This window comes from Actinosynnema sp. ALI-1.44 (assembly GCF_001984155.1).
Taxonomy (GTDB): domain Bacteria; phylum Actinomycetota; class Actinomycetes; order Mycobacteriales; family Pseudonocardiaceae; genus Kibdelosporangium.
Genome location: NZ_MTQO01000054.1, coordinates 637,748 through 656,791, shown reverse-complemented (window position 1 = coordinate 656,791; position 19,044 = coordinate 637,748). Strand labels below are relative to the sequence as shown.

Annotated in this window: 14 protein-coding genes; 8 read left to right on the top strand and 6 right to left on the bottom strand. The window is 68.8% G+C overall.

What is annotated here, in order from left to right:
* Positions 1 to 30 precede the first annotated feature (30 nt).
* From ALI144C_RS49995 to ALI144C_RS49975, 5 genes are all read left to right on the top strand, one after another.
* On the top strand, positions 31 to 1,176 hold the full coding sequence (locus tag ALI144C_RS49995) for an acyl-CoA dehydrogenase family protein (RefSeq protein WP_076994868.1): 1,146 nt from the start codon (positions 31 to 33) through the stop codon (positions 1,174 to 1,176).
* Positions 1,173 to 1,943 carry an SDR family oxidoreductase gene (locus tag ALI144C_RS49990; RefSeq protein WP_076994314.1) on the top strand — a complete coding sequence of 257 codons (771 nt, stop codon included), beginning with the start codon at positions 1,173 to 1,175 and terminating at the stop codon, positions 1,941 to 1,943. Before ALI144C_RS49995 ends, ALI144C_RS49990 begins: the two co-directional genes overlap by 4 nt.
* A gap of 14 nt (positions 1,944 to 1,957) precedes the next feature.
* Complete coding sequence (locus ALI144C_RS49985; RefSeq protein ID WP_269086745.1) at positions 1,958 to 2,590, top strand: TetR/AcrR family transcriptional regulator; 633 nt, start codon at positions 1,958 to 1,960, stop codon at positions 2,588 to 2,590.
* Between the two features lie 28 nt (positions 2,591 to 2,618).
* The gene (locus ALI144C_RS49980) at positions 2,619 to 3,770 is read left to right on the top strand and encodes an acetyl-CoA C-acetyltransferase (RefSeq protein WP_076994312.1); all 1,152 of its coding nucleotides are present in this window, start codon (positions 2,619 to 2,621) and stop codon (positions 3,768 to 3,770) included.
* A 92-nt stretch (positions 3,771 to 3,862) separates the two neighbouring features.
* The gene (locus ALI144C_RS49975) at positions 3,863 to 6,313 is read left to right on the top strand and encodes a M14 family zinc carboxypeptidase (RefSeq protein WP_076994867.1); all 2,451 of its coding nucleotides are present in this window, start codon (positions 3,863 to 3,865) and stop codon (positions 6,311 to 6,313) included.
* A gap of 126 nt (positions 6,314 to 6,439) precedes the next feature.
* Here the strand turns inward: ALI144C_RS49975 and ALI144C_RS49970 are convergent, their stop codons facing one another.
* Positions 6,440 to 6,886 carry a hypothetical protein gene (locus ALI144C_RS49970; RefSeq protein WP_143231392.1) on the bottom strand — a complete coding sequence of 149 codons (447 nt, stop codon included), beginning with the start codon at positions 6,884 to 6,886 and terminating at the stop codon, positions 6,440 to 6,442.
* A 131-nt stretch (positions 6,887 to 7,017) separates the two neighbouring features.
* Between ALI144C_RS49970 and ALI144C_RS49965 the strand changes: the two genes are divergently transcribed.
* Complete coding sequence (locus ALI144C_RS49965) at positions 7,018 to 9,513, top strand: zinc carboxypeptidase (protein WP_143231390.1); 2,496 nt, start codon at positions 7,018 to 7,020, stop codon at positions 9,511 to 9,513.
* Positions 9,514 to 9,568: 55 nt separating this feature from the next.
* On the opposite strand, the gene ALI144C_RS49960 is transcribed toward ALI144C_RS49965, so the two are convergent.
* Positions 9,569 to 10,324 carry a DUF4261 domain-containing protein gene (locus ALI144C_RS49960; RefSeq protein ID WP_076994309.1) on the bottom strand — a complete coding sequence of 252 codons (756 nt, stop codon included), beginning with the start codon at positions 10,322 to 10,324 and terminating at the stop codon, positions 9,569 to 9,571.
* Positions 10,325 to 10,585: 261 nt separating this feature from the next.
* Here ALI144C_RS49960 and ALI144C_RS49955 point away from each other — a divergent pair, with 261 nt between their 5' ends.
* Both ALI144C_RS49955 and ALI144C_RS49950 read left to right on the top strand, forming a co-directional pair.
* A complete protein-coding gene (locus ALI144C_RS49955; protein WP_076994866.1) occupies positions 10,586 to 14,419 on the top strand; it encodes a Pls/PosA family non-ribosomal peptide synthetase in 3,834 nt (1,277 codons plus the stop codon).
* A complete protein-coding gene (locus ALI144C_RS49950) occupies positions 14,416 to 15,699 on the top strand; it encodes a M1 family metallopeptidase (RefSeq protein ID WP_076994308.1) in 1,284 nt (427 codons plus the stop codon). Before ALI144C_RS49955 ends, ALI144C_RS49950 begins: the two co-directional genes overlap by 4 nt.
* Here ALI144C_RS49950 and ALI144C_RS49945 read toward each other — a convergent pair.
* Genes ALI144C_RS49945 through ALI144C_RS49930 form a run of 4 tightly spaced genes read right to left on the bottom strand, consistent with a single transcriptional unit; the run spans position 15,652 to position 18,980 of the window.
* On the bottom strand, positions 15,652 to 16,716 hold the full coding sequence (locus ALI144C_RS49945) for an NAD(P)H-dependent flavin oxidoreductase (RefSeq protein ID WP_076994307.1): 1,065 nt from the start codon (positions 16,714 to 16,716) through the stop codon (positions 15,652 to 15,654). The two genes, ALI144C_RS49950 and ALI144C_RS49945, sit on opposite strands and share 48 nt — an antisense overlap.
* Positions 16,713 to 17,423: a CoA-transferase subunit beta gene (locus ALI144C_RS49940; RefSeq protein ID WP_076994306.1), complete on the bottom strand. Its 711-nt coding sequence runs from the start codon at positions 17,421 to 17,423 to the stop codon at positions 16,713 to 16,715. The genes ALI144C_RS49945 and ALI144C_RS49940 overlap by 4 nt, the downstream gene beginning before the upstream one ends.
* Positions 17,414 to 18,235: a CoA transferase subunit A gene (locus ALI144C_RS49935; RefSeq protein WP_076994305.1), complete on the bottom strand. Its 822-nt coding sequence runs from the start codon at positions 18,233 to 18,235 to the stop codon at positions 17,414 to 17,416. The genes ALI144C_RS49940 and ALI144C_RS49935 overlap by 10 nt, the downstream gene beginning before the upstream one ends.
* The gene (locus ALI144C_RS49930) at positions 18,228 to 18,980 is read right to left on the bottom strand and encodes an enoyl-CoA hydratase family protein (protein WP_076994304.1); all 753 of its coding nucleotides are present in this window, start codon (positions 18,978 to 18,980) and stop codon (positions 18,228 to 18,230) included. The genes ALI144C_RS49935 and ALI144C_RS49930 overlap by 8 nt, the downstream gene beginning before the upstream one ends.
* Positions 18,981 to 19,044 lie beyond the last annotated feature (64 nt).

Sequence of the window (19,044 nt, the reverse complement as noted above, 5' to 3'; positions counted from 1 at the left end):
CTCAAGCAAGTGCTTGGTAGGCTAGCGTACGTGAACGGCGACTTCCGTCAACAGTTGCGCGCCTGGCTCGCGGAGAACCTCCGCGGCGAGTTCGCGGATCTGCGTGGTGCGGGCGGACCCGGCCGCGAGCACGAGCACTACGAGCAGCGCCGGGAATGGGACCGCACGCTGGCGAAGGCGGGCTGGAGTTGCCTTGGCTGGCCGGTGGAGCACGGTGGCCGCGGCGCGAGCACGCGGGACCAGGTGGTCTTCCACGAGGAGTACGCGGCGGCGAACGCGCCCGCACGCGTCAACCACATCGGAGAGGAGCTGCTCGGACCGACGTTGATCGCGTTCGGCACGCAGGCGCAGCAGGCCCGGTTCCTGCCGGGGATCCGCGCTGTCGAAGAACTCTGGTGCCAGGGGTACTCCGAACCGGGCGCCGGGTCCGACCTGGCGTCGGTGTCCACAACGGCCACACTGGACGGCGACGAATGGGTCGTCACCGGCCAGAAGGTGTGGACGTCGCTGGCACACGAGGCGGACTGGTGCTTCGTGCTTGCCCGCACCGAACCGGGCTCGCGCAGGCGGGAGGGCCTCTCGTACCTGCTGGTGCCGATGCGCCAACCGGGTGTGGAGGTCCGGCCGATCCGGCAGCTGACCGGGACGTCGGAGTTCAACGAGGTCTTCTTCGACAAGGCGCGCACAGCGCGGGACATGGTCGTGGGTGAGGTCGGCGACGGCTGGCGGGTGGCGATGGCGACGCTCGCGTTCGAGCGCGGCGTGGCCACGCTCGGCCAGCAGGTCGGTTTCCGGCGGGAGCTGGCCGCCTTGATCGATCTGGCCAAGCGGACCGGGGCGATCGACGACCCGGTGATCGCGCATCGGCTGGCGCGGTCGCGGGTCGGCCTCGATGTGATGCGGGCGCACGCGCTGCGCACGTTGTCGCGTGCGGACCCGGGTTACGAGGCGTCCGTGTCGAAGCTGGTGTGGGCGCGGTGGCACCGTGATCTCGGCGAACTCGCGATGCAGGTCCGCGGCCAGGCGTCGATCGTCGCCGAGAACGGCGACCTGGACGAGTGGCAGCGGCTGTTCCTGTTCAGCCGTGCGGACACGATCTACGGCGGTTCGGACGAGATCCAGCGCACGATCATCGCCGAGCGCGTGCTCGGCCTGCCGAAGGAGCCACGCCCGTGAACCAGCCACAAGGACACGACCTGCTCGCGGGCAAGACCGTCGTGGTGACCGCCGCGGCGGGCACGGGAATCGGCTCGGCCACCGCGCGGCGCTGTCTCGAAGAGGGCGCCAACGTGGTGATCAGCGACCACCACGAACGCAGGCTGGCCGAGGCGCTGGACGAACTGGAAGCCGAGCACGGCGGCCGGGTCGCCGCGCTGCGGTGCGACGTGACCGACGAGGAACAGGTCGGCGCGTTGGTGCACGGCGCGGTGAGCGCGTTCGGCCGGATCGACGTGATGATCAACAATGCCGGTCTCGGCGGCACCAGGTCGGTACTGGACATGACCGACGACGAATGGAGCCGGGTGCTCGACGTGACGCTCAACGGCACGTTCCGGTGCACGCGGGCGGCGCTGAAACGCATGGTGGACCAAGGCGGCGGCGGTGCCATCGTCAACAACGCCTCGGTCGTCGGCTGGCGAGCACAGCGCGGCCAGGCGCACTACGCCGCCGCCAAGGCCGGGGTCATGGCGTTCACCAGGTGTGCGGCGATGGACGCGGCCGAGCACGGGATCAGGGTCAACGCGGTGGCCCCGAGCCTGGCCGCGCACCCGTTCCTCGCCAAGGTGACCAGCGAGGACCTGTTGACCGAACTCGCCGGGCGGGAGGCCTTCGGGCGTGCCGCGCAGCCGTGGGAGGTCGCGAATGTGATGGTGTTCCTGGCCAGCGACTACGCCTCGTACATGACCGGCGAGGTGGTGTCGGTGAGCAGTCAGCACCCCTGATGAGGAGTTCGACCGTGAAGAAGGAACCAGGAGCGGGCGTGTCGGCGCGCCGCGCCGAGCTGCTGCGGCTGGCGGCGGAGATGTTCGCCGAGCGCGGGTTCCGCGCGACGACCGTGCGCGACATCGCCGACGCCGCGGGGATCCTGTCCGGCAGCCTCTACCACCACTTCGACTCCAAGGAGTCCATGGTGGACGAGATACTGACCGGCTTCCTCGGCGAGCTGTTCGGCCGGTACCGGCAGATCGTCGAGTCCGGCATGCCGCCGAAGGCGACGCTGGAGGCGATCGTGGTCGCCTCCCTGGAGAGCATCGACAAGCAGCACGCCGCGGTCGCGATCTACCAGAACGACGCCAAGCACCTCGCGACGTTCGACCGGTTCGGCTACATCGCCGAGCGCGGCGTCGAGTTCCGCAAGATCTGGGTCGGTGTGCTCGAGGAGGGTGTGCGGGCCGGTGCCTTCCGGCCCGACCTGGACGTCGAGCTCGTGTACCGGTTCATCAGGGACACCGTGTGGGTCGCCGTGCACTGGTACCGGCCCGGTGGCCAGCTGTCCGCGCAGGACGTGGCGGAGCAGTACCTCGGCATCCTGCTCGACGGCATCTCCACCCGCCGCCGCCCGGTGAAGGCACCCGCCCGCCGCCCATGAAACCCCGCATTCTCTGAAGGGAGAACCCGTGTCCGACGCGTACATCATCGACGCCGTACGCACGCCGGTCGGGCGGCGTGGTGGCGCGCTGTCCGGCGTGCACCCCGCCGACCTGGGGGCGCACGTGATCAAAGCGCTGTTCTCCGACAGCCCGATCGACCCCGGCGAGGTCGACGACGTCGTGTTCGGCTGCGTGGACACGCTCGGCCCCCAGTCCGGCGACATCGCGCGGACCGCGTGGCTGGCCGCGGGGTTCCCGGAAGACGTGCCGGGAGTGACGGTCGACCGGCAGTGCGGGTCGAGCCAGCAGGCGCTGCACTTCGCCGCACAGGCGGTGATGAGCGGCTCCGACCTGGTCGTGGCGGGCGGTGTGCAGAACATGAGCCAGGTCCCGATCGGTTCGGCCATGGTGGTCGGCGAGCAGTTCGGCTTCCCGACGCCGACGCACGGGTCGCGGGGCTGGGACCACCGTTACGGCACCGAGGAGATCAACCAGTTCCGCTCGGCGGACATGATCGCCGCCCGCTGGGAGCTGTCCCGGTTCGAGATGGAGGAGTTCGCCCTCGCCAGCCACCGGAAGGCCGCCGCGGCGCAGGACGCGGGCCGGTTCACCCGTGAGATCGTCCCACTGGGCGGGTTCGAGCACGACGAAGGGCCACGCCGGGACACCAGCCTGGCCAAGATGGCCAAACTCGCGCCGTTGCGGCCGGACGGAGTCGTGACAGCGGCGTTGTCGAGTCAGATCTCCGACGGCGCCAGCGCCGTGCTGATCGCGTCCGAACGCATGGTGTTGCGGCACAAGCTCACACCTCGTGCGCGTATCCACCACATGTCGGCCCGTGGTGCGGACCCCGTGTACATGCTGACCGCGCCGATCCGCGCGACGCGGCACGCGTTGGAGCGGGCCGGGATGAGCGTCTCGGACATCGACCTGTTCGAGGCCAACGAGGCGTTCGCGAGCGTGGTGCTGGCCTGGGCCAAGGAACTCAAGGTCGATCTCGACCGGGTCAACGTCAACGGCGGCGCCATCGCGCTCGGCCACCCGATCGGCGCGACCGGCACACGCCTGTTCACCACGTTGCTGCACGAGCTGGAGCGCACCGGTGGGCGGTTCGGTCTGCAGACGATGTGCGAGGGCGGCGGCCAGGCCAACGTGACGATCGTCGAGCGGCTCGGCTGACCTGGCCAGGCTGATGAGGCGAAAACGTTGGCCCATAAGGGCGAACGTCGAACCAGCCGGAACTGTCGGTGGCTGGGTCTATGGTGCGGAGCATGGGGTCATTGAAGCGAACCGTCACCGCACTGGCCATCACCAGCCTGGTAGTCCTGGCGCTCACACCGCCGGTCGCGGTCGCCGAGCAGCGTGTGTTGCGCGCTGACCAGGCCGTCGCGCGCCCGTGTCATGCTGCCCTCCTCGCCGGTGGAACTCCCGGCACCGACCGAAGAGAAGTGAGATCCACAGTAGACGGTCTGGTGCACGCGCGGCTCCGCGAACGGGAAGGCCCGGGCGGTGACTGGGATGTCGCCGTGTTCGCCAAGGCGGACGGGCGCGTGGTCGCGGCGTCCAGTGCGTTGCGCAGCCAGGAGCTGGCGGAGGGGGCCGTCAAGAAGGACCAGGTTCTGGTCGTTCAGGCATGCCGGTACGGCGGTGCGGCCCGAACAGTCACGTTGGGCCTCGATTTCCTCGCTGTGCCACCCGTCGGCCCGGCGGAACGCGCCGAGCTCGTGCGCGTCGAGACGCCACGACAGGCGGACAAAGGCAAGCTGATGGGCCTCGGTCTGGACGTGACCGAGAAGGCCGACGCGACAGGCGTCGTCGTGGTGCTCAACGGTGACGACGACCGCAAGAAGCTGCGAGACAGCGGCATGGGATACCAGGTTGTCGACGCCGATCTCGCCAAGACAACGCGGGCGTACGCGGAGGCGGACAAGGCGTACGCGTCGAGAACGGCGTCCTCCACGCTTCCGTCCGGACGTACGAGCTACCGCACGCTCTATGAGGTGAACTACGAGCTCAAGGAGCTTGCTCGGCGGAACCCGGCTCTGGCCAAGGCGGTCACCGCCCCGCATCCGACGCTCGAGGGTCGTGACGTCGTCGGTCTGGAGATCGCGCGGGACGTCGCGAACAGCGGAGACGGCAGACCTGTCTTCTTCCTGATGGGCGCGCACCACGCCCGCGAATGGCCCACAGTGGAACACTCGGTGGAGTGGGCGTACGAGCTGATCAACGGGTATGGGGCGGATGCGGAAATCCGGTCGCTGGTCGACAGGACGCGCAATCTGATCGTGCCGGTGGTCAACCCGGACGGGTTCTCCGTCTCCCGTGAGGGACGGCGCGGCGACTCGGGCGACAAGTTCGCCTACGAGTGGAAACGCAAGAACTGCAGCGTCCATGACTCGCCGCCGGAATACCGGACCGGCGTGTGCGCGGGAAACCCCGCGGGCTGGCGCCGTGGCGTGGACCCGAACCGCAACTACGGCGGGTTCTGGGGTGGCGCGGGCGCGGAGATGAGGTGGGACGGTGAGGGCTACCGGGGCCCGGGGCCGTTCAGCGAGCCGGAATCCCGCAACATCAGGGACATGGTGTCGACACGTCAGGTCACGAACCTGATCACGTTGCACACCTTCAGCAACCTGGTTCTCCGTCCGCCGGGCAACTCGGACGTGCAGTCGTCGGCCGACGAACCGGCGTACAAGGCCCTCGGCGACAAGATGGCCTCGCGCAACGGCTACGTCAGCCAACGGATCTGGGAGCTCTACACCGTGTCCGGCGGCACCGAGGACTGGTCGTACTGGGCGACGGGCGGCTTCGGGTTCACCTTCGAGATCGGCCACGAACACTTCCACCCGGCGTACGCCAACGCCGTGGTCGCCGAATACACCGGGACAGCGCCTGCCGCGGGCGCCGGCAAGGGCGGCAACCGACGCGCGTTCCTCGACATGCTCGGCAACACCGCGGACGCGTCGGCGCATTCCACAGTGGTCGGCAGTGCCCCGCGCGGCTACCAGCTCAAGCTCCGCAAATCCTTCCAGACCCCGACCTCGCCCGTGGTCCAACCGGACGGCGGCACGACGCCCCCGATCTACTACACCGACCGGCTGGAATCCACGCTGACCGCCCCCGGCGGGCGCTTCGAATGGGCGGTGAACCCGTCGACCCGCCCGTACGTCGGCGACCGGATCGGCCGCACACCACTGGCACCGGCCCAGCCAGGTTTCGCACTGGCGAACCCACCGGGCATGCCACCGGTGAACCCGGCCTTCCCCGCCGATCCGGCGGCCGAACGGATCCCCTTCACCATCAAGGGCTTACCCCAGCACGACAACGGCCAGGTCCGTGTGACGGTGTCTTCCAGGACCGCCAACGGCGACTGGGACGTGTACATCCTGGACGAGGACGGCCACATCGTCGGCGCCTCGGCCACGGACCCGCTGTACGCGGGAGTCCGTGAGCGGGCAGTCCTCCTGGACCCGGTGCCAGGCGACTACACCCTCGCCGTGGTGAACTATGGTCAGGCGGACCCAGCCAACCCAGAGGACTGGTCCGGCGCGGTCGAGTTCGTCCAACCCCAGCAACCCGTCCACGGCACCCGCGAGGCGTACACCCTCACGTGCGCCGACCGGTCCGGCAATCTGGTCGGAACCCGTGACGTGTTCGTCGACCGCGGCCAAACCACGGACGTCACTGGCGTCTGCGAACCCGCTCGACGAGGCAGGAGGTAGGCACAGACGGACTCCAGCCGGGCGAACGACCTCCCTCACGCCAACCCGGTGGCCTAGACGCGCTCGGCACAGTTGCTGCCCGAAACAAACAGCAGACGCCCAGCTCAACCACCTACAGGACGCTGCCTAGTCCGTTCGCTCCAACGGGTCCCAGTGTCCGGCGTAGCGCAGCAGGGACTGGGCGAGGTCCGGATGCGCTGCGGCCCAGGTGCTGTCGAACAGGTACCACTGCTGGTAGCCGAACGTGTCGTCGATGTGGATCGCCAGTTGGGCGAGGTGGTCGGTGACGTGCAGTTTGGACTGGTCCGGGTCGCGGCCGTCGGTCAGTTCGTGGTCGCGCGGTGGCCCTGGCCACGGGTCTTCGTTGAGGTTGAAGCCTGGCAGCGGTTGCAGCGGTCCAGCGCGGGGCCGACAGTGGTGTCGCCGGGTTCGGTCAATGGACCCTCGTAGTGGGACCTGTACACGAAGAACACCGCGAGAACATAGGCCGTTCATCCACGCCTGCCCGATTCTCCCGCGTTGACCGGGCAGGCGCGGATGCGATGGCCCGTGCCTGCCTGCGAGCACGGCCACGCGGGGCGGAACTCTAGCGGTGCTTGTTCACACCACCGTCGGTAGTGCCTACTTTCGGCGGCCCCAGCCGACCCCGTCGGTGACTTAAGGTCGGCCGGTCAGCTGGGTGGAGCGAGATGAGGTGCGAACCTATGGGGTCAAGACACAGATCCCCGTTGGCCTTGCGGACGGGGATCGCGCTGGGGGCCGCCGGCCTGGTGGTCTTCGGTGTCACTGTGCCGTCCGCGACCGCGGCGGACAACGTTCTGCGAGCCGGCGGGTCGGCCAACCGGGCCTGTTACGAGTCGATCCAGTCGCGGCGGGCGCAGGCGGTCGACCAGCGTGAGGTCACTTCGACCGTGGACGGGTTGATCCAGGCCCGGCTCGCGCCGCGCGACAACGCGGAAGGGGACTGGGACCTCGCGGTCTTCGACAAGGCGACCGGCAAGGTCGTGGCCGCGTCGTCGGCGTTGCGCAGCCGGGAACTCGCCGAGAGCTTCGTCAAGAAGGGACAGCAGCTCGTCGTGCAGGGCTGCCGGTACTCCGGCTCCGCACGGGCGGTCAACCTCGGCATCGACTTCCTCGCGCTGACCCCGCAGGGCACTGCGAGCGGAACACCGGAGCAGCCGCAGCGGGCGGAGATCGTGCGGGTCGAGACGCCGTCGCGCGCGGACAAGAACAAGCTCCTCGGGCTGGGGCTCGACGTCACCGAGAAGGGCGACGACACCGGCGTCGAGGTCGTCCTGGCAGACGACGCCGACCGCAAGACGTTGCGCGACAGCGGTATGCGGTCGACCACGGTCGACCCGGACCTGTCGAGGACCGCTCGGGAAGACGCCGCGAAGAACGAGGAGTACGCCGCCAGGACCCAGGCTTCCGGTCTGCCGTCCGGCCGTACCAGCTACCGGCACCTGTACGAGTACGAGTACGAACTCAAGGAACTGGCGCGCCGCAACCCGAAGCTGGTCAAGGCGTTCGTCCTGAACCACTCGTCGGTCGAGGGCAGGGACGTCACCGGTGTGGAGATCGCCACCGACGTGACCAACGCCGCCGACGGCAAGCCGGTCAACCTCATGCTCGGTGTGCACCACGCCCGTGAATGGCCGGCCAGTGAGCACGCCATCGAATGGGCGTACGAACTGGTCAACGGCTACCAGCGGGACCCGGCGATCAAGGCGCTGGTCGGCAAGACCCGCAACATCGTCGTGCCGGTCGTGAACGTCGACGGTTTCGCCATCTCCCGCGAGGCCGAGCCCAAGGGCGATTTCTCCCGTTTCGACTACGAGATGAAGCGCAAGAACTGCCAGGCATCCGACTCGCCGCCGCAGTTCCGCACCGGTGTGTGCAAGGCGAACCCGGCAGGCAAGGACCGCGGGACTGACCCGAACCGCAACTACGCCACGTTCTGGGGCGGCACCGGCGCGGGTGTCGGCTGGAACAGCGAGACGTTCCGCGGCGCCGGGCCGTTCTCCGAGCCGGAGACCCGCAACATCCGCGACCTCGTGTCGAAACGGCAGGTCACGAACCTGCTCACGCTGCACACGTCCGGCAACCTGATCCTCCGTCCGCCGGGCGTCGCCGACACCCGCCCGCCGTTGGACGAGCCCGTGCTCAAGGCCCTCGGCGACAAGATGGCGTCCCGCAACGGCTACCGCAGCATCCCGAGCTGGGGTCTGTACGACACCACCGGCACGACCGAGGACTGGTCCTTCTGGACCACCGGCGGCCTCGGCTACACGTTCGAGATCAACACCGCCGGTTTCCACCCGGCGTACCAGAACGCGGTGGTGGCCGAGTACACCGGCACGGCACCGGCTGCCGGTGCGGGCAAGGGCGGCAACCGTGCCGCGTTCCTCGACATGCTCGGCAACGCGGCCGACCCGGCGGCGCACTCGACGCTGATCGGTTCTGCTCCACGGGGCTACCAGCTCAAGCTGCACAAGACGTTCCAGACGCCGACCTCGCCGGTGCTGCAGCCGGACGGCTCGACCAAACCTCCGCTGTACGTCACCGACACGCTCGACTCGACGTACTCGTCGACCGGCGGGCGGTTCGCGTGGTCGATCAACCCGTCGACCCGTCCGTATGTCGCCGGACGGTACGGCCGTGAGCCGCAGGGCCCGAAGCAGGCGGCGGCGCCGCTGGCCAACCCGCCGGGAGTGCCCGCGGAGAACACCGGCTACCCGGGCAACCCGGTGTCGGAGAGCATGCCGTTCACCGTCAAGGGCCTGCCCGAGGTGGACAACGGCCGGTTCGACGTGATCGTGCAGTGGGCGAACCCGCAGACCGACTGGGACCTGTTCGTCTACAACTCGGCCGGTGAACTGGTCACGTCGTCCGCGGCCGGCGGCACGACGTCGGAGAAGGCGACCCTGTTCGACCCGCCGCCGGGCAACTACACGGCGGTGATGGTCAACTACGACCAGGTCGACCCGGCCAACCCGGACGACTGGGGCAACGGCAGGGTCGAGTTCTCCTCGCCGGTCCCGCCGACGTATGGCACCAGGGAGGCCTACACCCTCACCTGCACCAACCGCAACGGCAAGCTCGTCGGCATCGCCGATGTGTTCGCCGACCGCGGGCAGACCGTGGATGTCGGCGAAGTCTGCACCAACTCGGCGCGTGCCAACAAGGAACGCCGCCGCTGAACCGTGCGTGACCTGAGATCCAAACAGCGGCAGGCCAGGGTGGCCTGCCGCTGTTTCAGTCGCTGGGAGTCAGTCGCCAGGCGCCGTAGGGGTTGTGGAAGAAGTCGCCGTCTTCGTAGCGGTCGCAGGGATACCGGTGCATGAGCCAGCGCGGGGACCGCGGGCTGAGCCGGAATCCTTCGCCGTCCTGGATCCTGGTGGCGCGCTCCTCGGTCAGCAGGTAGCCGGCTACGCCGTCGGCGAGTTCGGCCCGCTCGTCCGGTGTCCCGGCCCGCGCGGTGGCGTCGATCTCGACCTCAGGTGCGCCGAGCAGGTGCATGCCGCAGGTGTAATACAGGCTGTCGTCCGAGATCAGCCGTTTGACGAACGCGCTGTGCAGCACGAGTTTCCCGAGCTCGTCGTCGGCGTCAGCCAGTTCGTCCGCGAGCGTGAGCCAACGGTCCCGGCCGTGCGCCAGCCCGTTGCTCTCGTTCTTCACCGCCGTGACACCGTTGTGCAGCAACGCGCCCGCCACGGCGAGGACACGCCGTGACACGTCCACGGAGGTGTCCGCTGTCATCGGGGGCGACAGCACGTAGGCCACGGAGTCGTGTTCGGCGACAGCTGCCCAGTCCTCGTCGGTGAAGCTGACCTCCGCCAGGCACGCCTTGAACGCGGCCACCATCCGTGGATCCGATTCGTTCTGGAAGTGCTCCCGGTCCACCGTGAACTCCGGCCCGCCGGAGCGGTGCACGACATCTTCGAGTTCCCCGATGCCGAGGCCCGGCCCGACGGCGCACAGGACATGACGTGGTTGGACGACATCCGCCACAACGAGCTCCGATCCCCTCAGGTGGAGCCCAGCGTAGAGGCGGCCTCGGCGGGCACCTGGTTGTGCGTACCCACCAGAAGCAAACAACAATCACCAGTAACACACCGTAATGACCCGTCGATGTCTAGATCCGGAAGAGTGGGATCCGATGTCTGCGCGACACGCGGGAGATAGCGCCCACATCTGAACGCAGCCAGTTCACCGATTCGTTATGCTTATCGGTCGGCCTACCTCTTGACGTCAGGAGTTCGATTGACCGTCCTGGACGAAAGTCAGCTGCTGCTCGATTCCGGAACGGTTGAGAACCCCTCAATCCTGTACTCGGGCGGCTCCACACCGCCCACGCGCACGCTCGTCGACATCCTGACAGCGACCGCGCGTCAGCACCCGAACGCCGCCGCTCTCGACGACGGCACGGCTGTGCTCACCTACCGCCAGCTCATGACCGAGGTCGAGGCCCGGCGCGACATCCTCGCCGACGAGGGCATCGGCGTCGGCGACCGCGTCGGTATCCGTGTCGAGTCCGGCACCGCCGAGCTCTACCTGGCGATCCTCGCCGTGCTCGCGGCCGGTGCCGCGTACGTCCCCGTCGACGCCGACGACCCCGATGAACGCGCCGAACTGGTCTGGGCCGAGGCCAAGGTCTGCGCCGTCATCGGGTCCCAGGGCGAGATCCGGCCGCTCAGCCCGCCCATGCGCTGCGGCACGGGCCCCGGCCCGGACGACGACGCCTGGATCATCTTCACGTCCGGCTCGACCGGCACCCCGAAGGGCGTCGCCGTCAGCCACCGCAGCGCTGCCGCGTTCGTCGACGCCGAAGCCAGGTTGTTCCTGCAGGAAGAGCCCATCGGACCGGCGGACCGCGTCCTCGCCGGGCTGTCAGTCGCGTTCGACGCGTCGTGTGAAGAGATGTGGCTCGCGTGGCGGCACGGAGCGTGCCTCGTGCCCGCTCCTCGCGCGCTTGTCCGTACCGGCATGGACCTGGGCCCATGGCTGCTGGAGCGTGAGATCACCGTCGTATCGACGGTGCCCACGCTCGCCGCGTTGTGGCCCGTCGAGGCGCTCGACGAGGTCCGGCTGCTCATCTTCGGCGGCGAGGCGTGCCCGCCTGAGCTGGCCGAACGTCTGGCCGTCGAAGGTCGAGAGGTGTGGAACACCTACGGCCCGACCGAGGCCACTGTCGTCGCGTGCGCCGCGCAGCTGACCGGTGAAGGCCCCGTCCGCATCGGCCTGCCGCTGGACGGCTGGGACCTCGCCGTCGTCGACCAGCAGGGCCGCCCTGTGCCGATGGGCGAGATCGGCGAGCTCGTGATCGGTGGCGTCGGCCTGGCCCGCTACCTGGACCACGAGAAGGACGCCGCGAAGTTCGCGCCGCTGGAGTCGCTTGGCTGGGAGCGCGCGTACCGCAGTGGTGACCTGGTCAAAGCCGAGGCCGAAGGTCTGCTGTTCATCGGCCGCGCCGACGAGCAGGTCAAGCTCGGCGGACGCCGGATCGAACTGGGCGAGGTCGACGCGGCACTCCAGGCGTTGCCCGGCGTGGCCGGTGCCGCTGCCGCCGTGCGCAAGACCAAGGCCGGCAACCAGGTGCTCGTCGGTTACGTCGTCGCCGAGAACTTCGACCAGGCCGACGCGCTGGAGCGGCTCAGGACGGCCCTGCCCGCGGCTCTGGTGCCGTTGCTGGCGGTCGTCGACACGTTGCCGACCCGTACGTCCGGCAAGGTGGACCGCAACGCGCTGCCGTGGCCGCTGAAGACCGTCACGACCGGCCTGTCCGGTACCGCGGGCTGGCTGGCCGAGCAGTGGACCGAGATCCTCGGCATCGGCGTGGAGAAGCTGGACGAGGACTTCTTCGCCCGCGGCGGCAGCAGCCTGGGCGCGGCGCAGCTCGTCTCGCTCGTCCGGCGGCAGTACCCGGGCCTGTCGGTGAGTGACGTCTACCAGCACTCCAAGCTCGGCCAGATGGCCAAGCGCCTGGACGAGCTGGGCGTGGCCACGACCACGAGCCGCACTGTCGAGCCGATGCCACGCGGCTTCTCCGTGGCGACGACCGCGTTGATGGCGCCGCTGCTGACGCTCGTCGGCGCGCGCTGGCTTGTCGCGCTCGCCGCGATCAACAACATCTTCTCGTTCTCGTGGGCGCCGACCATCTCGTGGTGGTGGGTCGGGCTCGGCTGGTTGCTGTTCGTCAGCCCCGTCGGCCGCCTCGGCATCGCCGCGGGCAGCGCCCGGTTGCTGCTGCGCGGCCTCAAGCCAGGCAAGTACAAGCGCGGCGGCAGCGTCCACCTGCGACTGTGGACGGCCGAGCGGATCGCCGGGCTGACCGGCGTGTCGAACCTGTCCGGTGCGCCGTGGATCACGTACTACGCCCGCGCGCTCGGGGCCAGGATCGGCCGTGACGCCGACCTGCACTCGGTGCCGCCGGTGACCGGGATGCTCAAGCTCGGCAAGGCGAGCGCGGTGGAACCAGAGGTCGACCTGAGCGGCTACTGGATGGACGGCGACCGCCTGCACATCGGCAAGATCCGGATCGGTGCCGGTGCCGTGGTCGGCGCCCGCAGCACGCTGTTCCCCGGCGCTCGCGTCGGCAAGCGCGCCGAGATCGCCCCAGGCTCGGCTGTGATGGGCGCGGTCCGCCCGGGGCAGCGTTGGGCCGGGGCTCCGGCGGTGAGGTCCGGCAAGCCTGGGCGGTCGTGGCCGTCAGCGCGTGCACCGCGCAAACTGCGCTGGGTCATCGCGTACGGCATCACGTCACTGCTGATGGGCATGTACCCGGTCCTCGGTGCCGTGCCGGGCTTGCTGGTGCTGTCGGCGTTCGTCGACGGTGGCCTGTCGAGCGTCCTGCTGGCCGTGCCGCTGGCGACAATCGCCGCCATGGGCAGCTTCGCCGCGCTGATCCTGGTGTCCGTGCGGTTGCTCGGTGTCGGGCTGCGCGCCGGGCACCACCCGGTGCACAGCCGGATCGGCTGGCAGGCCTGGGCGACCGAGCGCCTGATGGACCTGTCCCGGATCCTGCTGTTCCCGATGTACGCCAGCTTGTTCACGCCGGTGTGGCTGCGGCTGCTCGGGGCGAAGGTCGGCCGTCGCGTGGAGGCGTCGACCGTGCTGGCCATCCCGAAGATGACGACCATCCGCGACGGCGCCTTCCTCGCCGACGACACCATGGTCGCCACGTACGAGCTGGCCGGTGGCTGGGTGCGTATCGGTGAGGCACGCGTCGGCAAGCGGGCGTTCCTCGGCAACTCGGGGATGACCGCGCCTGGCCGTGCCGTCCCGAACGGCGGTCTGGTGGGTGTCCTGTCCGCGACGCCGAAGCGTGCCAAGGCGGGTTCGTCGTGGCTCGGTATGCCGCCGATGAAACTGCGGCGGACCGTGGCCGAGAGCGACGACAGCCGAACGTTCGATCCGCCGAAGCGACTCGTGCTCGCCCGCGCGTTGGTCGAGTTGTGCCGTGTCATCCCTGTGATGGCAGGTGTCGCGTTGGCCGTGCTCGCGTTGGCCGCGTTCAACGGTCTCGTCCTGCAGTTCGGCTGGGCAGTGGCCGCACTGCTGTCAGGCGGTGTGCTGTTCGGCGCCGGGCTCGTCGCGTGCGCGGTGACCACGGCCGCGAAATGGTTGCTTGTCGGGCGGTTCCGCGCGGTCGAGCATCCGCTGTGGAGCTCGTTCGTGTGGCGCAACGAGCTTGCGGACACGTTCGTCGAGGTGCTCGCCGGACCGTGGCTGGTCACGTCGGCCACCGGCACCCCGCTGCTCACCGGCTGGCTGCGCACCATGGGTGCGAAGATCGGCAAGGGCGTCTACCTCGATACGTACTGGCTGCCCGAGGCGGACCTGGTGTCGTTGGGCGACGGCGTCAGCGTCAACCGCGGCTGCGTGCTGCAGACGCACCTGTTCCACGACCGGATCATGAGCATGTCCGAGGTGTTGATGGACGACGGCTCGACGCTGGGCCCGCACGGCATCATCCTGCCCGGTGCGAAGGTCGGCGCCCGCACCACGATCGGTCCGGCTTCGCTCGTCATGCGCGGCGAAGGTGTCCCAGCCGACACCAGGTGGCTGGGCAATCCGATCTCCGCGTGGCCTACTTTTAGGTCGTGATCGACCCGTACCTGCCGGCTCACGGTGACCTGAGCTACCACGTTGAGCACTACGACCTGGAACTGGACTACCGGGTCGGTGCGGGCAGACTGTCCGGTAGAGCGAAGATCACGGCGGTGGCCACCACCGCGCTCACCCGGTTCACGCTGGACCTCGGCATGTTCAAGGTGAACCGGGTAACGGTGGACGGCAGGCCTGCCCGCTTCGCTCACCGCGCGCACAAACTGGCCGTGCAGGCGAAGATCGCCGCCGGGCAGCAGTTCACAGCGGAGGTGCGCTACGTCGGCAACCCCACACCGATCAACACCAGGCACTGGGGTGAGCTGGGCTGGGATCACCTGGAGGACGGCGTGCTGGTGGCCAGTCAGCCTGTCGGTGCTCCGTCGTGGTTCCCGTGCAACGACCGCCCCAGCGACAAAGCGACATATCGGATCTCGGTGACGACCGGGTCACCGTACCGCGTCGTCGCGAACGGTGACCTGATCGACGGCCGGGTGTCGGCGTCGACCACCACGTGGGTGTACCTGCAACTCGAGCCGATGGCGACGTATCTCGCCACCATTCAGATCGGACGTTACGAGTACTTGGAGCGTGCCGACGAACGCGTGCCGATGCGTGCCGCGTACCCCTTGCGCCTCATGGAGGGGTACGCGCATGACTTCGGCAGGCAGACCGACATGATGATCGCGTTCGAGCGGATGTTCGGGCCGTACCCGTTCAGCGCCTACACCGTCGTCGTCACCGACGACGATCTGGACATCCCGATCGAGGCACAGGGGATGTCGATCTTCGGCGCCAACCACGTCGACGGCCGTCGTGGCTACGAGCGCCTGGTGGCGCACGAGTTGGCGCACCAGTGGTTCGGCAACAGCGTGTCCATCGCGGACTGGCGGCAGATCTGGCTCAACGAGGGCTTCGCCGCTTATTCGGAATGGCTGTGGTCGCAGGCTTCCGGTGGTCAGTCCGCCGACGCGTTGGCCAGGGCGACGTGGACGAGGATCGCCAAGCTGCCGCAGGATCTCGTGCTCGCGGACCCAGGTGTCGAGCGGATGTTCGACGACCTGCTGTACAAGCGTGGCGCGCTGGCCGTGCACGCCTTGAGGTTGCGGCTGGGCGACGCGGCGTTCTTCGCGATGCTGCGGGACTGGACCACCCAGAACCGGCACGGCTCGGTGTCCATCGAGGACTTCACGCAGCACGCGCAGCGGCATTCGCCGCGCCCGCTCGGCGACCTATTCACCGCTTGGCTGTACCAGGCTCGCCTGCCCGAGCTTGGCTAGGACCGCTTCGGCTTCGGCGACGGTTTTCCTGATCACGTCGGCGCACGCGGGCAGGTCGTCCAGGCGGCCGACGACCTGCCCGGCGGCCAGCACGCCCGCGTCCGTCCGGCCTTCGACCAGACCGGCACGCAACAACACGGGCGTGTTCGCTGCCATGATCACCTGCGCCAGTGGCGTGTCCCGGCGCATCGACCAGCCCTCGCGGGCCATCGACGACCACGACAGGCCGCTGAGCTTCTTGAACCGCGCCGCGTTGGCCACGGCGGTCAGGAGCCCCCTGAACCGCCCGGATTTCTCCAGTTTCTCGACCAGTTCGGTCCTCAGGACCCGATGCGGCACGCCGTCCACACGCGTGGTGACGACCGTGCCGTCCAGGCCTTTGCCGAGGTAGAGCTGCTTGACCTCGTCTGGCACTGTGCTTTCCTTGGTCAGCAGGAATCGTGTGCCCATCGCGATTCCCGCCGCGCCGTAGGCCAGGGCGGCGGCCAGGCCACGGCCGTCGAAGAAGCCCCCGGCGGCGATGACGGGGATGTCCACCGCGTCCACAACGGACGGGATCAGCAGGGTGCTCGCGACCGAACCGGTGTGGCCGCCCGCTTCACCGCCCTGGGCGATCACCGCGTCCGCGCCCCACGCGGCGACTTTCTCGGCGTGCCGGACCGCGCCGACCGACGGGATCACCAGCGTTCCGGCGTCCTTGAGCTTCTTGATCAGGTCAGCTTTCGGTGCCCGCGCGAAGGACGCGACGCGGATCCGTTCCCTGATCAGCAGGTCGATGCGGGCGTCCGCGTCGACCGCGTCCGACCGGAGGTTGACGCCGAACGGCTTGTCTGTCCGGCTTTTGGTCTCCTGGATGGCTTTTTCGAGTTCCTCGTAGGTCATCGTCGCCGATGCCAGGATGCCGAGCCCGCCCGCCGCCGCGCTCGCCGCGACCAGCCGCGGCCCGGCGACCCACCCCATCCCCGTCTGCACCACCGGGTGCTCGACGCCGACCAGGCGCGTGAGGGCGGTTTTCACGCGCGTACCTCGCGATCTCGTTTGCTGTCCGGGTCCAGCACCGTCCTGATCAGTTCGAGCTCCTGCTCGCTCGGCTCCCGCGTGACAGCGGGCTCGTCGCGTGGCAACTCGAATCCGGTCTGGTCGTGCACTTCCTGCACGTCGACACCGGGGTGCACGGACGCGATCCGCATACTGCGATCGGGCGTGTCGAAGTCGAACACCGCGAGGTTGGTGACCACGCGGTGGATGTTGTGGAACGGCCCCGCGTCCTTGTCGTAACCGACGCCCGAGACCACGTCGACAGCGTCCACCATGACTCGCTTGCTGTGCCTGGGAACCCAGTAGCTGGTCTTGTTGTTCACCGTGTTGCCGGGCGCGCCGCGGAACCCGAGCAACTGCCTGGTCGGTTTGCCGTGGTCGCCGATCGCCGAGATGTTCTGGTTGCCGAACTTGTCGAGCTGGTTCGCGCCCATCACCACGTGCCTGGTGCCGTGTGCGACCACGTCGAAGACCTTGCGGTACGGTATCCAGCCCTCGACTCTGCCGTCCGCGGTCAGCAGGTAAGCCTCGCCGTCGGAGAGCAGCAGGTCGGGCTCGCTCGTCAGCCTGGCCAGCTTCGCACCGAGACCGGGGACGAAACCCATGGGGCTGGCCAGGATCTCGCCGTCCCCGGCGAACAGATCCGCGCACGCCGCCACGCACACCTCGGCCCTGGTCACTGCCATGAGCGCACCGCCTCCTGGTAGCCGTGCTCGCCGCCGGTCAGGAACCGGTCGGCGAAGGAATCCCAGTCCGCCTCGGCGTAGAGCCGCTGGAACTTCTCGTCCCGGGTGTAGTCCGGTGCGCAGCTGGTGAAGTGCGCGCCGTTGGGCGTTTCCACGACCCCGTCGACCATCATCCTGTTCAACAGCAAGGTCTGCACCGGGCCGTCGAACGTGTCCACCACCTGCTCACACGAGACGTACCGGCGCTTCGCGGCCAGGCAGAACAGGTCGTCGAAGTACGGGTCCGGGCCGAGGTACTGGGCGTTTCCGTGCCGGTCGGCCCGATTCATGTGCACCAGGGCGACGTCGAGGTGCAACGCGGGCATCGCCACGAGTTCTTCGCCGTCGTACGGGGATCGCACTGTGCGTAGTTCCGGGTTGGTCCGCATGACGTCCGAGCCGAGCCCGGCGCGGATCGGCAGGAACGGCAGCCGGTGCCCGGCGGCGAGCAGTCCACACTGGAACATGCCTTCGTCGAGCTCGGTCACGTCCAGACCGCCCGCCTGCCTTGCTTTCTGGAAGTACGGGTCGTAGGCGACGGTGTCGAGCGAGACGAACCCGTAGACCAGTTCGCGGATCTTGCCCGCGGCGGCGAGCAGGCCGACGTCGGGGCCGCCGTAGGACACGATCGTCAGGTCCCGTACCGGGGAGTCCAGGATCGCGCGGACGAGCGCCATGGGTTTGCGTCGCGAGCCCCAGCCACCGATGCCGATGGTCATCCCGTCGGACAGTTCCGCCACCACGTCGGACGGCGTCATCCGCTTGTCACGCATTGTTCGCTCCGTTGATGAAAGCGTCGCGTGCCTCGTCCGAGGCGCCGGTCAGGTTCAGTTCGAACGTGAAGCCTTGTTCGTAGCGGTAGCTGCGGTGCACCGGCTGCGGGTCGATCCCGTTGATCGCCTCTTTGGCGCGGCGGATCACGCGTGTGTCCTTCGCCGCGATCTCGTCGGCCAGGGTGCGTGCCGCTTCGTCGAGCTTGTCGCGTGGCACGACCTCGTAGACCGATCCGTGGTGGTGCAGTTGGGCGGCGTCGATGTTCCTCGCCGTGTAGTACAGGGTTCGCATCAGGTGCTGGGGGACCAGCCTGGCCAGGTGGGTGGCCGCGCCGAGCGCGCCTCTGTCTACTTCGGGCAGTCCGAAGTAGGCGTCTTCCGCGGCGATCACGATGTCGCTGTTGCCGACGAGGCCGACGCCGCCGCCGAGGCAGAACCCTTGAACGGCCGCGATGACCGGCACCGCGCAGTCGTACACAGCTCCGAAGGCCGCCGCGCAGCCGCGGTTGGCGCCGATCAGCGCGTCGTGGCCGGTGGACCGCTGCATTTCCTTGATGTCCACGCCCGCGCAGAAGCCTCTGCCCTCGGCGCGGAGTATCACCACGCGAGTTTCCGGGTCGTCGCCCGCCGCGGTGATGGCCGTGGCGAGGTCGAACCAGCCCTGGACCGGTGGCGCGTTCACCGGTGGGAAGTCGATGGTGACCCGGGTGACGCCGGGGCCCGCCCGGTTGCTGGTGATCCCCATGGACCCTTCTTCCTAACCTAGCGATTGCTTGGTAACTTATCAGGACCGGGAGCCCATGAGAAGG